Genomic DNA, 15,391 nt, shown 5'->3' on the forward strand with positions numbered 1-15,391 from the left:
TTATCTTTACTGCAATGTGAACAATCTGTGATCCAGATATTCCCTGCGGTAATATTCCTCGATCAGATGATCCAGTGTCGTATCGTCCTGCAGTGTCATGCTGATCATCATATCATTGATAATCTCGTATTTGCTGTCCGGACTTTCATTCATAATATCGCTCTTCTGCAGGCTTCCGCTCTCCGTCAGCTGTTCTTCGTTCTCTGATTCTTCCATAATGTAATATTGAAGATTCTCCCCGAAAAACAGTACGAATTCCTTGAAAAATACACCGCTGTATACTTCCTGCATATATTCCGACAGGTAATCCTCCGCCTGCCCGTTCTCATGCATCATCACATAATGAATCCTTGCACGGACGCCGCCTCTTGTGTGATACTCCACGATAGTCTTGTCCTTCATCTCCTGCAGCTGTGGCAGGCAGTCCTGATATTCCCTGAAAAAGTTCAGATGAATGTGGTCCTTCATCATTTCCTCCAGGAAATTCCGGACCAGAGTTTCATCTTCCCGCTCCAGCTTGTCCTTATTCTCCGCATAGAATTTCAGATAAGCCAGCTTGCAGATCCGCTGGGTCTCTTCTCCCCGCAGATAGCAGTTACGGATCTCCCGGAATACATATTCCTCCGTGATCTTCTCCCGGCAGAAATAATCATAAGAGCTCTGTACAAGCACAGCTTCCTCGATCTCCTGTCTGGCTCCCTGGGATACATAATAACGGAAAATATCCATCCGCTCTCCCACAAATGCCCCGGAGAACAGCATCTGCAGCAATATCTTTTCACTTAAGCTGTAGCAGTCTATCTCAAAGGATCTTGCCGCTTTCCAGATGTCACGCAATTCCTTCGTGGTACCGGTGGCATAACGCACCAGATACTCTAAAATTCCACCGTTGTATTTTCCCTTGCGGAACACCGTCAATGCCGCCGCATACAGGACTGCCTCTCCCTCATGGACCGACTGCGTGATCACACCGTCCGTAAGCCGCAACAGAATCTTGGCCTCCACAAAATAAGGGGTATATGCTTCGATCCAGGCATATGCCTTCTCATAATTTCCCCGCAACACCAGAAAACGCAGGATCAGTTCCCGCTGTTCCTCCGTAAAGCCGTCCCCCTGCAGCTCCTGCAGGTATTCATCCAGTGCCTGCAAATTATCCGCGTCGAAATAGGCCTGTACCAGCTGTACCGCAATCTCACTGCGCAGCTTCGGCTCCACGGCATCGCTTTCCACCAGTCTTGCCATCCGCATCAGCTTTGTGGAAGATATGGTCTCTTCTGTTCTGCCGTTCTCCATGAAATACAGATCCAGTTCTGCCGTATCCGGCACATAATGTTCCAGAAGTCTGAGATATTTCCCCGGTACCAGCAGTTTTTCCAGGGTATATTCCACATTTTTAAGGAACCTGTTACCATATGCATCCTCAAAAGCAATGGTATAATCATTCCCGTAGACTGCCACCCAGGCCGTGCCGTTTTGCAGAGGCGTCTCGGACAGTATCAGATTCCCCGGCTGGCTGACGATCACCTTACGCATTCTGCTGTCATCCACTCTTACCATATGGGCAAACAACAGACGGGACAAAGGCTTCGCCATAGCTTCCGTTACAATGGCCGGAGACAGGAATTCCTGATACAGTATTGCCAGATGTCTGTTAATATGCTGCTTCTGGATCTGGTCAATGACGAACCGCTCCATTCTCGGCTCGTAATGTTCGTACAGTTCCTCATAATCTTTCCGGTGTTTTAACAGATACGCATACAGGAACGCACTATGTTCATAATCCAGATTGCTCTGGAAAGAAAAATACATCAGAATCACTTTCGGAAGCTCCAGCACAGCATCCAGATCTACCGACGCCATATAATATTCATAGAGATTCGTGATCCTCAGATGGCTTTCCACACCCATCTGATACCACGTGAAGGCATCCGGTCCCGTCTTACTTCCCTTGATCAGAAGGCTGCACACCTCCTGCAGGATCCGCACATCCTTCTTTTTCTCATACAGTCTTCGTAAAATTCTGCCCAGTAGTGGAGAATACTCTCTGACTCTTCCCGACAGATACAACAGCTGTTCGATCAGGCTGTCGTTTACCGCATCCTGACGGACACCGAAGTTCAACACCTGCAGTTCAAAACTGTTCAATTTACGTAGCAGCGCCGGATTGCCGTTCAAAAGGGCCAGTGCTTCCAGGTAGATCACCGGACTGGTGCAGCCGTACTGGTACTGTTTTTCTAAGAACATCCATTTCCCGGAGGTTGAACGATTGTATTCCTCCGACAGATACAACAGCAGCCATGCCACACGCCAGCGGGTCCTGTCATAGCGGTAGATCTGTTCCACCTGCTCCGCCATTTGCAGTGTATACTGGGGGTCCCTGTGGATCAGTGTGGTCAGATACAGATAGTAAGCCCACTGTTCTCCGCCGGTAGCTCCCTGGGCTTCCAACATGTCCGCTGCGTGATCCAGGATCCATCCGGCTTCATTGTAGCGTTCCTCTGTGATCAGAAGCTGTGCCTGGAACAGTCTCGCCGGCACATCCTTCTCATCCATGGTCACCATGCGCTCCACCAGTTTGCCGGTCTCCGCGAGCCAGGTTCCCGTACCGATCTTTTTCAGTCTCGATTCTTCATAATATTTCATGATCTGGGTGATGCACTGCATATGACTGTGATCCGCATGCCGGGCCACTACACCGTCTCCCAGCTGTACCATGACCGGGATCTCCAGTGAAGTATAAGCATTATATATGTAGACTTTACCAAAATTTTTGCCAGGTCTGCACAGGCTGCTGTCGATGTAGACCGGCAGGCGGCAACGGTTTCCCAGAAAATCATCGTCTGTAATGTTTTCCTTTTCCGTAAAGACAAATTCACCCTCACACTCGATCTGGAGATTCGTATATCCCCAGCCGTTCCTCACGATGGTCAGATTGTTCTCCGTGACGCCGTAATTATCTGCGCTGCGAGGCAGTTTTTTCACCAGTTCTTTCTCTTCCGTCAGGAATTCCAGCTGTTGCTTTTTATTGATACAGATCAGGAATTCCTCTACATTTTGTTCGTTGCCCTCATAAGTGGACAGGATCCGGTAACTGTTATAGAAATGGGCATCGTTCCCCTGGAACAGCCGCAGAAATTCCGGATCATAGAACAGCCGCACAGCTTCCTTCCAGTTGCTCTTCGCCAGGTTGGCAAAATGGAACAGATTCCGGATAGCCCCGATGGAAGAATTCAACATCCCATGCTCCACCGTCACCACAAAAGGAAGATTGTATTCTCCTCTGTTGCTGACTACGGAAAAAGAGCCCTTGATCACATCCCCTTCCTCCAGATCTTCTCCGTGGAAGCAGTAAAAAATTTCTGCATCGGAGCCGGTAAACTGATCCGTCATACATTCCATCCGAAGATGGTCCGAGATCACGGATCCCTTTACATAGCCTTCCGACGCAGAAAGAATGTGAAAAGAGCCCTCATATATTGTCCCCTGTGACAGGGAAATCTCTATTTTAGCGCAGGAGAATTCCAAAGAACCGTTCTCATAATCGAAGTTTCCTCCTAAAATTCTATCAATAATCTCCTGCATGTACCTTCACCCGTTCCCTGTTGTCATTTAGATTTATTATACCAAATTTACCAGTTGAGGGCAAGGTGTAGACCCGGTTAGGTTCGGGTAAATTTACTGTAGGAAATTAATAGACAGAGCATCCTTGAGATATGTTTCAGAATCAAAGTTTTCTCCATCATTATAACCTTTTTGTCCCTTTTTACAAACCCCAAATGTGATTTTTCAGCGCCGCTATCTTTTTGATCTGCGGATAGGGAATGTCATACACTGGCAGATCTGCCAGTACTCCCAGTTTTCGTTTGTTGGCTTTTTCCATTCTTATCATTTCTGTGGCGGAATAGATGATCTCCTCTGCACCCGATACCTGTTTCATTTCTTTTTTCTGATATCTTACCAGTTCCAGCATATTTCCCTGATTTTGACGGTAGATTCTTAACCGGGACATCTTATCTGCCCCGGTTCTACACCATCCCAATGGTCTTGAACTCATCCTGTCTGCGTACACATGGCTCACATGCCCTTCTGCGGAACATCTTACATTGCTGTCCCCGGATTTCATGGCAATCATGATTCCAGACCAGTTCCCCAGTATGTATGCCTTCGCCTGTTCCACTGCCTTTCGCTTTGTTTCTTTGTCTGTGATTCCTATGATCCGGTCAAAGGCTCCCTCTGCCATCCACTTTTTCTTTCTGTGAATGGCTCTGTATATTTCACCCCTGGCATCCTCCGCTGAGTCTTCCAGGTGGGATGTTGCCGCTATGATGTATTTATGCATATGATATTTATCAAGGGCATACTTGGACTTCGGAATGATCTTTTCTCCTGTGCGTATCCATGCTGCTCCGTCCCCGTTGATATAAATCCTCTCAACAGCATCCAGATCATAAGCTTCATCCAGATACTCCAATACTTCTGTCCATAGTCTACCGCCTGCTTCCTGCCCATCATAAACACCTCCGAAATACTTCGGATTTATCAAGTGGGGACGTCCTTCCTCATCACCTTCTACACCTTCATAAACGTATATGATCCAGGGCATTACGGTATTTATGCGGGGATTCCTGATATCCCCTTTCTTCTCCAGATACTGAAGGGCCACATGGTCTTCATCCGCATCTATGTAAAGTGTTCTCAGTTCTTTCTTTTCCACAGTCTTCAGGGCAGGGAACTCCAGCCTGTGCAACTTGTTCATTACAGCTTCTTTGCTTATGGATTCACCGTTTATGCTGGCACTGGCACCGCCTTTTCGATAGCTGCTCTCGGATGCTTCCAGTAGAATTCTCGCTTCTGCATCTTCGGTTATCCTGGCATGATGCCCCAGCCCCATCAGCTGATCCAGAAGGTAACAGGATTCACCGGTAGCAACATTTTTGAACAGAGTTTTGTGATATACCACTTCTCCAAGACTGGTCAGCAGGGAAGTTTCATCTCTTCTGACAATGTACCAGCCCTGGCGCAGATCCTTTCTTTCCCGCAGCAATTCATCATAGGATTCCCATTCTTCCGCTATCATGCTGCATCCAAGTCTGGTCACCTCATCCGTCACACCATAGACCATTTCTGCAATCTTTGTCAGGTCATCTGTATAAGTTTTGAAAACATTTGTTAATCTTTTTACCCCATTCTCGCAAAAGTGTTGTATACTGGTAATCATGAAAGCACCCTCCTTGGATTTTTGTCTCGTCAACTTCAATCCTAACACAGGATCCCGGTGCTTTCTTTCTTTTTTCTATTAACTTTTCCTACAAAAACTTTACCCTACGCCCGGTTAGTCCAGGTTTAATTTTCGGTTCATGATGTAATAAGATACGCCGTACATGATGGCCGCAATGAGCAGGCTGGTGATCACGTTAATGTCATAGGCCATATTGGTCGTTACCGAAAATCCGCCGGAGCTGCTCATGACATTTGTGCCAAACATGAAGGCACTCTGTACAGTACTTCCGATGATGGAAGACAGGATCGTCACTCCCGCATAGGTCAGAATTCCCATAAACCCTTTGTGTTTGGAAGACAGCTGACCGATGGTCAGCGCTCCGAACAGGGTGACCATAGTAATGAAAGGTCCTGCCACATAGGTTAAGAGTAGTGTAATCCCATAATGCAGCAGATTGATTCCCATCTCTTCTTCGTATGTTCTGCCAAGTTCATAAAAAGCATCTGCCAGGAATTCCCAGATATTGCCATTATATTGTGTCAGTACACTACTCAGTTCACCAATATTTAAAAGTCCTGTCATCAAAGAGACGACCAGTGCCACCACTGAAATACCAATGCCTATCGAAATGAACAAATACCAGACACCGGAGACCAGTATCTTGCTTAAGAACAACTGGTTGGCTGTCACCGGCAGAGTATGGGACAAATATCCCTCATCGGTATACATGCTGCGGTAGAAACGGATGCCCAGGAATATCAGCATACCCCAGGTGGATGCCAACAGCATGATCACATACAGGATCAGTGTTGCCACAAAGGATGAGAGTACAAACCAGCTCTGTGTCGCATTTATATCATTGTTGTCCAGAAGTCCTGTTACCACTCCTCCCGGCATGCGTAATACCACGCAGCCAATCACGGTGACCACAAGCATTCCCAGAAGCATCAGTGTACCGGCTTTCCAGATATTTTTCCATTCATATTTCATTAACTTTCCTAACATGCGAACACCTCCCTGAAGTAAGCATCTACAGACTTACCTTTCTCTTCTCTGATATTGTCAACGGATGTATATAACACCAGCTGACCATAGCGCATGAAGATCACTTCATCAAGCACCTGCTCCACATCTTCGATCAGATGAGTGGAGATCAGCACGGTGGCTTCCGGATTGTAGTTGTTGATGATGGTGCGCAGGATGTAATCTCTCGCTGCCGGATCCACACCGGCAATCGGCTCATCCAGAATATACAGGCTGGCATTCCGGCTCATGACAAGAATCAGCTGTACCTTCTCCTTCGTACCTTTGGATAAGGTCCGCATCTTCACCGAAGGATCGATCCCCAGACTCTTTAACATCTCTTCCGCACGTTCCCTGGAAAAGTCTGTATAAAAGTCCTGAAAGAAATCCAGGATCTCCCGGATCGTCTGATTCATGGTCAGATACGTGCGGTCCGGCAGATAAGCTACCTTGCTCTTGGTCGCCGGTCCTACATAATTTCCGTCGATCATAATAGTGCCTTCCGTCGGTGTCAGCAGACCGTTCAGCATTTTGATCAGTGTCGTCTTACCGCTGCCGTTGGGTCCCAACAGGCCAATGATCTTCCCCTTGGGGAGACTTACGGTCAGATTGTTCACAGCCACATTGGCACCATATTTCTTGGTCAGATTTACAATTTCTACCAGATTATTCATTTCTATTTCCGCCTCTCTTTATTTTCATCATAAATTTGCACCCCTGTCAGGCCTGTACCTTATCGAAGAGATTCCGGATCTCCTCTCTCTGATATCCCAGTTCCTGCATGTTGTTGATAAAATTCCGGACATGCCCGGCTGCCAGCTGTTCTCTGGTATTCCCGATCAGCTCAGTGTCCTCCGTCACGGTTCTGCCGCTGGTGCGCTGTGTCACGATCAGGCCGCTCCGCTCCAGTTCCGCAAAAGCTTTCTGCATCGTATTCGGGTTCACCGCCGCCACGGCCGCAAGATCTCTGACACTCGGCAGCTTCTCTCCCGGCTGATATTTGCCGGACACAATCTCTTTCTGGATCCGCTCCACCAGCTGCGCATATATGGGTCTGTCAGCATCCAATTCCCACGCCATTCCTATCATCCTTTCTTGTTTCTTATTTTCTGTTTCTTATTACCTGTCACGCATCGTTTCTATCGATGCCTCCCCGGGTCCCTCATTGTCTTGTTGTTTTACTGTATTATTTATTTAATACAATAATACGTTATTTATTTTTATCTGTCAAGCGGATTTTATGCTTGTCCGGGAAAATTGTTGGAATTACACTTGTTACAACATGGTAAATGGGAAGTTACGCGGCTCATTGCTCGCGTAACTTCCCATTTACTACGCATCCGGCTCCGAAATACGTGTCACCCCCACATAAATATCCGAGATTTCAAACCATGTAGGATAATCCACGATTCCGGTCTGAGGAAGATTAAATATCTTCTGGAACGTCCGGACAGCCTCCGCAGTACCGGAGCCATAGATTCCGTCGGGTGTCAACGTAGGAATCGCCGGATAATTTCTGGCGATCCGGTTCAACTGCTGTTGCAGCTGACGGACTTTTTCCCCGGAAGAACCGATAGTCAGATCATACCCCGGCCAGGAAGAAGGCACTCCCGAAATAATATCTGCGGAATTGATATACATATCATTGCCGTAATAATAATGAATGATATCAATAGCGGAATATCCCTGATCCGCCAATGACTTGGAGCCCCACTGGCTCAGCCCCCGGCAGGTAGTCCGATTACCGTCACAATACGATGTGAAAATGGGCTGTCGTACACCGGGCCTTGACAAATAGTTGGTAAAAATGGAATCTACCAGATAGTCGATCTCTTCGAACACATTTCTGCCATAGATCCATTTTTGATCATACGCCGTAGAAGAAGTTATCGTAAAATCGTATCCACGTCCCCTGTACCACTCCGTATATATACGGTTTAACGTAAATGATTGAATGACCAGAATATTAGCATAAATTGCACTCTCCGGCCAGGTGGAATAAATCTCGCTGGAGGCCACATTTTTAATGTAATCCTTATAGCGCACCCAGTAATTCCGGGCAGTGGGATCCTCCGGGACACCGTCATGTACGATCACATATTCCGGAATCACCACACGGCTCAGTACGATCTCCCCGGTCTCGTTCATAGGTTTGATTTCTTCTTCCGGAATCTTCGGAGGATACTCTCCGAAAAGCGTATGTGCAGGTATTACTACTACTTTTTCTTCCTCCTCTGTTACATTCAGCGGATTCATGCGGATCGGTTGTAGGGAAAATTCGCCTGCCAGAATTTCGGAACCAGATACCAGTACCGGTTCAAAGCCTTCTGCAGTCACCTGAATGTTGTACTCCGAATAGGGCTGTGCCGTAATATCCGGAGATAAAGAAAGCTCTCTCGGCGGCGCATCCAGTGTTATCGTAGGGGTTTGCCCGGATTCGTCAGTAGTCATCGTCTCCAGCGGGGAATCCGGATCCCCGGTATAGGAGACAGTGACGGTCGCGCCGGGTATCGGTGTCATCCCCAGAGCGGAGACAACGCTGATCTGAAGTGTTCCTGTATAAGTAGTGTCCATGGACAGAGGTCCTTTCTGCCTATGCCGTTTTGTCTGTCTTGATCCGGTCAGGCAACAAATGTTCCTTACAGAATATGCAAAGTCAGAAAAATATGTGCATGTTCCCATATACTAAGTAGACTAACTTCTATCCGTTTTGTCTTCATCATACATCTACTTGATTAACAGACGGGTGATATGCATTCACTAAATACTAATTCCGGTACCGGTCTGCATCTGTCCCCGAACCGCCGTGTAGCCCAAAAAGGAACCACAAACCGTTCCCAGATTGTGATTCCCTTTGTTTTTAATCCGTCATTTTTATTTGGTCAACAGCATCATAATGTCATTGCTTCTTGCCACGAACTTGGTCATGGCATCGGCGGACAGGGGTGCATGCTGGAGCTTTGCCAGATCGTACAGCTGCTCGCAGATCATTTCTGCGTTCTCGCCGTCCTGGTGCTCGGTGATGTACTGTACCAGAGGATGGTTGGCATTCAGGATCAGGGTCTCGCCCTCACCGCCGAAAGCACTCATATCCATGCCGGGCATGGAGTACATCTTCATCATATCCTGCATACGTCTGCTCTCTTCGGACAGCGTGATCATGGAAGAGATCTTCTTGTTCTTCAGCTTCTCTACCTTGACAGTGATCTTGTCGTTCTTCAGAGCTTTCTTCATCAGCTTGCTGATGCTCTCTGCCTGCTCTTCCATCTCTTTTTCAGCCTTCTTGGAAGTCTTGGACTTCAGGGCATCGGTCACATCCGCATCAATACGCTGGAACTTGATTCCCTCATTCTTCTGCTCTAACTGGGAGATGAAGGGCTGATCGATATTGTGGGTCAGGATCACAGCATCCATCTTGGCAGCCTTGAACATATTGATGTACTGGCTCTGCTGCTGTTCATCCGTTACATAGTAGATGGTCTTTTCCTTCTTCTCTTCCTCAGCATTCTCCTCAGAAGCCTCATCTTCAGATTTATCCTCTACGACCTCAGCTTCTACCTTGTTGCCGTTCTCATCTACAGCATTTTCCTTATTCTCTTCCTCGTCCTGAGGCTTGATCTCCAGACACTCGGGCAGAGTCAGATATTTGCCGTCCAGATTCTTGAAGAGGATATAATCATTCATCTTCTCACAGAACTTGTCATCCTTCAGGCAGCCGAACTTGATGAAGGGACTGATGTCATCCCAGTATTTGTCATACTCTTCCTTATCCGTCTTGCACATACCGGCCAGCTTGTCCGCTACCTTCTTGGTAATGTACTCGGCGATCTTCTTGACAAATCCATCATTCTGCAATGCACTTCTGGATACGTTCAGAGGCAGATCCGGGCAGTCGATGACACCCTTTAACAGCAACAGGAACTCAGGAATGACTTCCTTGATGTTATCTGCGATAAATACCTGATTGTTGTAAAGCTTGATGGTACCTTCGATGGACTCATACTCCATGTTGATCTTCGGGAAGTACAGGATACCTTTCAGATTAAAAGGATAATCCATATTCAGGTGGATCCAGAACAGAGGCTCCTTGTAATCCTGAAATACCTTGCGGTAGAAGTCCAGATACTCTTCCTTCGTGCACTCATTGGGATGCTTGGTCCACAGAGGCTGTGTCTCGTTGATCAATTCAGGACGCTTTCTGATCTTCAGCTTCTTAGGCTCTTCTGTTCCCTCGGCAGCTTCAGCGTTTTCACCTTCTGCCGCTTCCTTCTTCTCCGGCTCGATCTCTTCCAGGACTTCATCATCGGGAAGCTTTTCCTCTTCCTTGATGATCTGGGTCTCCTTGGTGTTCGCCTTGGACAGATAGATCTCGGTAGGCATGAAGGAACAATACTTCTTCACGACCTCACGAGCCTTGTACTCATTACAGAACTCCAGACAATCTTCATTTAAAAACAGGGTAATGGTCGTACCGACATCCGTCTTGTCTCCGTCTTCCATGGAGAACTCGGTGCCGCCGTCACACTCCCAGTGTACTGCCTTGGCGCCATCCTTGTAAGATAACGTATCAATATGTACTTCATCCGCTACCATGAATGCGGAATAGAAGCCCAGTCCGAAATGACCAATGATCTGGTCGGAATTGCTCTTGTCCTTATATTTCTCAATGAAATCCGTAGCACCGGAAAATGCGATCTGGTTGATATACTCTTCCACTTCGTCGGCGGTCATGCCCAGACCGTTATCCTTGAAAGTCAGAGTCTTCTTTTCAGGATCCACGATGACATCCACACGTCCCTTATAACCTTCCGGAAGAGAATATTCTCCCATCATGTCCAGTTTTTTCAGCTTGGTCACGGCATCACAGCCGTTGGAGATCAACTCTCTGTAGAAAATATCGTGATCGGAATACAACCACTTTTTAATGATCGGAAAAATGTTTTCACTGTTAATTGATAAACTGCCGCTTTTTGCTGCCATTATTACCACATCCTTTTCTAAAATTGCACAGCCATGGCTGACTGTTTCCTAACTGATTCTAAGTGTAGGACTGTAAAATTGAAAAGTCAAGACAAATTTAGCACTCATTATAAATGAGTGCTAACAATCAGTCAAAAATCCAGTATTTATCAATATTTCCGTAATTCTAAAATTTTAATAAAGCGTGTAAAAAACCAGAAATTACTCCTCCGGAAAGTACTTTGCATACACATCAAAAAAGTTGTCCGTAGTCACCTGTTCGTCCATGATCAGCGTGATCTCGTCCCACAGCTTGTCATTGAGCTGACGCACCAGTGTATTCACAAAGCTGTCATACTCCTGCCCGAAGACTTCCCGTTTCCGCTCTTCTACAATCTTTAATTTATTAGCGTCCGTCTCTTCCCGATCCAGCGTATTGATGCATTTGATAATGTAATAGCCTCGTTCACATTTCACAACCTGGCTCACCTCGTCTGTTGCCAAATTGAAAGCCGCTTCCTCATAAGCGCTCTCCGCTTCTCCTTTGCCAAAGGAATAGGTGATCTCGGAATCGTCGCTGTATTTGGATGCCAGTTCCGTGAAATCGTGTTCTCCGTCCACCGCCAAGTCTCTTACCTCGCAGGCTTTCTCATAGGCACTCTGAATGGAGCTTTCCGAATAAGGCTTCAGGTTTCCGTCCATATCCGTGGATGCTGTTGCAAAAAAGATCTGCTGCACCGTAATTTTGCGAGCCTCGTCATCACTGATCTCCGGATTGATGTCCTGTATAATCAACTGATAGACCTTGTCTGCCATGGCATATTCCCGATACAGATTCTCCACAATCTCCTCCGTGGCACCCATAGCCTCGATCTCCGTATCATTTAAGGAAGAATAATACTCCTGTGCCGCCTGGACGACCTTTGCCTCCTCGGCTTCATCCAACGTGACCTCTTTCTCTTTTGCCAGCAGGTACATGGTCTTGATCTGAGCAATTCTTGCCAGCACTGTCTCCTTGACATTATCCTCCAGAGTCACTCCGTTCAGGGAAGTATTCCAGATCTCCGTCCCGTAGACATTCTCATATTGATTCTGGGTCGTGGTCAGGTAGATCATGATCTCCGCCTTAGAGCAGGACTCGTCCCCGATCCGAAATACCTCATTTTTCCCAAATCCTGTGGTAAATACCACTTTTGTGCCGTCACTGCTGCCGCAGGCGGTCAGTCCCGTCACCATACTTATTCCCAGCACTCCCGCCACCAATACCGCGGTGATATGACATCTATTTTTAAAAAACATAACATTTCCTACTTTCTCAAAGTCTCTAAATTCTGATTATACCCTATTTTTTTCTTCTGTGCCACGGTTTCTTGGAAGTTCAGAAAAATCTAAGAATTCTACAGACAAAAAAATGCGTGCGGATATTCTCCACACGCATTTTAATATTATTCAATTTTGATACCAGATTACTCGATTACATGGATCCAGCCCTTAGGAGCTTCGATCCTGCCCATCTGGATACCGGTCAGAGTCTCATACAGCTTCTTGGTGACAGGTCCCATCTCGGTCATGCCACTGGGCAGGCAGATTTCTTTGCCGTGGTCAACGATCTTGCCAACAGGGGAGATTACTGCTGCGGTACCGCACAGACCAGCCTCTGCGAAGTCTTTTACTTCATCCAGGTATACTTCTCTCTCTTCTACTTCCAGTCCCAGATATTCCTTGGCAACATATACCAGAGAACGACGGGTGATGGACGGAAGGATACTGTCGGACTTGGGAGTTACGACCTTGTTGTCCTTGGTAACGAACAGGAAGTTCGCACCGCCGGTCTCCTCTACCTTGGTACGGGTAGCAGCATCCAGATACATATTCTCATCGTAGCCTTCCTTGTGAGCGGATACGATAGCATGTAAGCTCATAGCATAGTTCAGACCAGCTTTGATATGACCGGTTCCGTGAGGTGCCGCGCGGTCGAAGTCGGTGACACGGATGGTCAGGGGCTTAGCGCCACCCTTGAAGTAAGGTCCTACAGGAGTGCACAGGATACGGAACTGATATTCGTCCGCAGGCTTTACACCGATGACAGGATTGCTGCCGAACATATAAGGACGAATGTACAGAGTTGCACCGCTGCCGTAAGGAGGTACGAAAGCATCGTTGGCCTTAACCGTCTCGGTAACAGCCTCCACGAAACGCTCCTTGGGGAAAATGGGCATCTCCAGTCTTGCTGCGGAAGACTCCAGACGCTCACCGTTCAAGTCAGGACGAAAAGTAACGATATGTCCATCTTCTGTGGTGTAAGCCTTCAGGCCCTCGAATACGGTCTGTGCATATTGCAGTACGCCTGCACACTCATTCAGTACAATGTTAGGATCCTGGGTCAGCTGACCGTCATCCCATTTACCGTCCTTATAATTGGACACATATCTGTAATCTGTAGGGATATAACCGAAACCGATATTACCCCAGTCAATGTTTTTCTTTTCCATTTTTGTATTCCTTCTTTCCTCGGTTTACCACTCTGCCTGTTGATTTCTCTTAACAGAATTTATTGATTTTCATTATTATACCATTTGTAATAAAAGTCAATATACACATTTATGCTTTCCAGTGCTTTTTTCAGCGAAAATGTGGCTCATTTCTCCTTTTAACTGAAAACTCAAATTAAATTCACTACAATTATTTTTCTCCGGTAGCTTCCTGATATGCACTGTTCGCTACCACTGACCATCCGGTCTTATCCCCCGCAATGACCTGCAGATCTTCACTGCGGACCGCATAAAACTCCACGATCTGTGCTGCCTCTGTGGACAGATTCTCTTCCGGATTCCGGTACAGCACGAAAATCTCACATTTTCCGTTCTGCGAGGTACGATTGTAGACCAGCGTGTATGCATAGGTCTTTCCCGCCTGCTCCTGTTCTCCCAGCTGCAGATAGAAATTGCCTTTGGCATTGTAGCAGACTTCGAAGGAAAAGCCCTGTTGTTGCAGCACAGCATCATATACTGCCTGTGCGTAAGGCTCTAAGGGATCCTGTACATCTTCCGCGGTTTCCGTCTCCGACGCATGGTATTCCGCAAGCCACTGTTCTTCCATCGCCTGCTTTGCTACCGTTTCTGCATCCTCCGGGTGGGTATTTTCTTCCTTGTCCATCAATTCCGTCAGATAAGTAATGTAATCCTCACCGGCAAGCTCCGTCTCTCTCCGAAACAGCACGCCCTCTGGACGCCAGTAGGAATACCAGTGCCTGTCCGGGAACTCCATCTCTTCCACACTGATCAGATTCTCTGTGAGCCGCGTCTCCGAAGGGATGTCATTTTCAAACCAAATCCAGGCAATTCCGGCAAACGTGACGATCAGGCACAGCACTGCCCACAAAGCAATGCCGATATCCTCCAGCCACTCCCATTTCCCGGGAGTTCCCCACTTGTCCCGTATTTTCCGGTGCAGCCTGATGGGTACTCTCAGATATACATAAAACAGGAGAAGCAGCAGACACAGCAGATCCCCCAGTAACAACACATAACTGCGAAAACTTACGGGACCACCCCACAGAATCATTCTGGCTGCCACATATATTCCTGCCAGAGTAAGCAGTAAAACCGTAACTGCCAAATATATCTTCTTTTTCATCGTTTTCCGCACTCAGGCTTTCTTGCGCTCGTACTTTAAGAACTGATAGGTAATGTCAAAATAGACCTGCTCATCGCTGTCCGCGGTGATCTCCCACTCGGGATCACTGTCCAGATCCGGGAAATAGGCATCCGCCTCGTAGGCATGATCGATCTTCGTCACATGGGCCACGTCACAGTAAGGCAGCATCTGGCGGTAAATACTCTCTCCGCCGATGATATAGATATTCTCTTCGTCATATTTCTTCAGTTCTTCCAGCAATTCTTCAATAGAGTGTACCACGATCGCATCCTTGACCTGATAATTCGGATCTTTGGACAAAATAATGTTGATGCGGTTCTTTAAAGGCATGCCCTGTGGGAAAGTCTCCAAAGTCTTGCGTCCCAGAACCACTACCTTACCTGTCGTCTCTTCGCGGAAATGCTTGTGATCGTTGGGGATGCGGATCAGCAGTTCGTTCTTGCTGCCGATGGCCCAGTTGTTGTCTACTGCTACAATTAAATTCATGGTGTACCTCGTTTCTGTTTGTTTCTATGATAATAACCGGTTTCT

General features: G+C 47.1%; 10 protein-coding genes and 1 pseudogene. All 11 read right to left on the minus strand.

From position 1 onward, the window contains the following. Window positions 1–6: 6 nt before the first annotated feature. The gene (locus OCV96_RS02380; RefSeq protein ID WP_262593387.1) at window positions 7–3,582 is read right to left on the minus strand and encodes a DUF5717 family protein; all 3,576 of its coding nucleotides are present in this window, start codon (window positions 3,580–3,582) and stop codon (window positions 7–9) included. Window positions 3,583–3,763: 181 nt separating this feature from the next. Next, entirely contained in the window at window positions 3,764–5,218 is a 1,455-nt protein-coding gene (locus tag OCV96_RS02385) for an ISLre2 family transposase (RefSeq protein WP_118540114.1), read from the minus strand. A gap of 114 nt (window positions 5,219–5,332) precedes the next feature. Further along, complete coding sequence (locus tag OCV96_RS02390; RefSeq protein WP_262593388.1) at window positions 5,333–6,226, minus strand: hypothetical protein; 894 nt, start codon at window positions 6,224–6,226, stop codon at window positions 5,333–5,335. Continuing rightward, window positions 6,220–6,918: an ABC transporter ATP-binding protein gene (locus OCV96_RS02395; RefSeq protein ID WP_262593389.1), complete on the minus strand. Its 699-nt coding sequence runs from the start codon at window positions 6,916–6,918 to the stop codon at window positions 6,220–6,222. The genes OCV96_RS02390 and OCV96_RS02395 overlap by 7 nt, the downstream gene beginning before the upstream one ends. Window positions 6,919–6,964: 46 nt before the next feature. Beyond that, window positions 6,965–7,324 carry a GntR family transcriptional regulator gene (locus OCV96_RS02400; protein WP_118537331.1) on the minus strand — a complete coding sequence of 120 codons (360 nt, stop codon included), beginning with the start codon at window positions 7,322–7,324 and terminating at the stop codon, window positions 6,965–6,967. Window positions 7,325–7,576: 252 nt separating this feature from the next. Continuing rightward, window positions 7,577–8,818: a peptidoglycan-binding protein gene (locus tag OCV96_RS02405; RefSeq protein ID WP_227733494.1), complete on the minus strand. Its 1,242-nt coding sequence runs from the start codon at window positions 8,816–8,818 to the stop codon at window positions 7,577–7,579. Between the two features lie 300 nt (window positions 8,819–9,118). Then, window positions 9,119–11,224, minus strand: coding sequence for a molecular chaperone HtpG (htpG, locus tag OCV96_RS02410; RefSeq protein ID WP_262593390.1), 2,106 nt, complete (start codon window positions 11,222–11,224; stop codon window positions 9,119–9,121). A gap of 201 nt (window positions 11,225–11,425) precedes the next feature. Beyond that, the gene (locus OCV96_RS02415; RefSeq protein ID WP_118502607.1) at window positions 11,426–12,502 is read right to left on the minus strand and encodes a peptidylprolyl isomerase; all 1,077 of its coding nucleotides are present in this window, start codon (window positions 12,500–12,502) and stop codon (window positions 11,426–11,428) included. Between the two features lie 167 nt (window positions 12,503–12,669). Further along, a pseudogene (locus OCV96_RS02420) lies at window positions 12,670–13,701 on the minus strand (branched-chain amino acid aminotransferase); the annotation flags it as partial. A 184-nt stretch (window positions 13,702–13,885) separates the two neighbouring features. Beyond that, window positions 13,886–14,839 (minus strand): hypothetical protein, encoded by a 954-nt coding sequence (locus OCV96_RS02425; RefSeq protein ID WP_227733497.1) that lies wholly within the window; start codon window positions 14,837–14,839, stop codon window positions 13,886–13,888. Window positions 14,840–14,851: 12 nt separating this feature from the next. Next, window positions 14,852–15,346 (minus strand): dihydrofolate reductase, encoded by a 495-nt coding sequence (locus tag OCV96_RS02430; RefSeq protein WP_022153191.1) that lies wholly within the window; start codon window positions 15,344–15,346, stop codon window positions 14,852–14,854. Between the last annotated feature and the right edge of the window lie 45 nt (window positions 15,347–15,391).

It is taken from the genome of Waltera acetigignens (assembly GCF_025567015.1).
Classification (GTDB): Bacteria; Bacillota; Clostridia; order Lachnospirales; family Lachnospiraceae; genus Acetatifactor; species Acetatifactor acetigignens.

Coding starts and splice junctions, on each gene's coding strand:
- OCV96_RS02385 (WP_118540114.1), bottom strand. CDS start 5,218: ATGATTACCAGTATACAACACTTTTGCGAGAATGGGGTAAAAAGATTA.
- OCV96_RS02390 (WP_262593388.1), bottom strand. CDS start 6,226: ATGTTAGGAAAGTTAATGAAATATGAATGGAAAAATATCTGGAAAGCC.
- htpG (WP_262593390.1), bottom strand. CDS start 11,224: ATGGCAGCAAAAAGCGGCAGTTTATCAATTAACAGTGAAAACATTTTT.
- OCV96_RS02380 (WP_262593387.1), bottom strand. CDS start 3,582: ATGCAGGAGATTATTGATAGAATTTTAGGAGGAAACTTCGATTATGAG.
- OCV96_RS02425 (WP_227733497.1), bottom strand. CDS start 14,839: ATGAAAAAGAAGATATATTTGGCAGTTACGGTTTTACTGCTTACTCTG.
- OCV96_RS02395 (WP_262593389.1), bottom strand. CDS start 6,918: ATGAATAATCTGGTAGAAATTGTAAATCTGACCAAGAAATATGGTGCC.
- OCV96_RS02430 (WP_022153191.1), bottom strand. CDS start 15,346: ATGAATTTAATTGTAGCAGTAGACAACAACTGGGCCATCGGCAGCAAG.
- OCV96_RS02415 (WP_118502607.1), bottom strand. CDS start 12,502: ATGTTTTTTAAAAATAGATGTCATATCACCGCGGTATTGGTGGCGGGA.
- OCV96_RS02405 (WP_227733494.1), bottom strand. CDS start 8,818: ATGGACACTACTTATACAGGAACACTTCAGATCAGCGTTGTCTCCGCT.
- OCV96_RS02400 (WP_118537331.1), bottom strand. CDS start 7,324: ATGGCGTGGGAATTGGATGCTGACAGACCCATATATGCGCAGCTGGTG.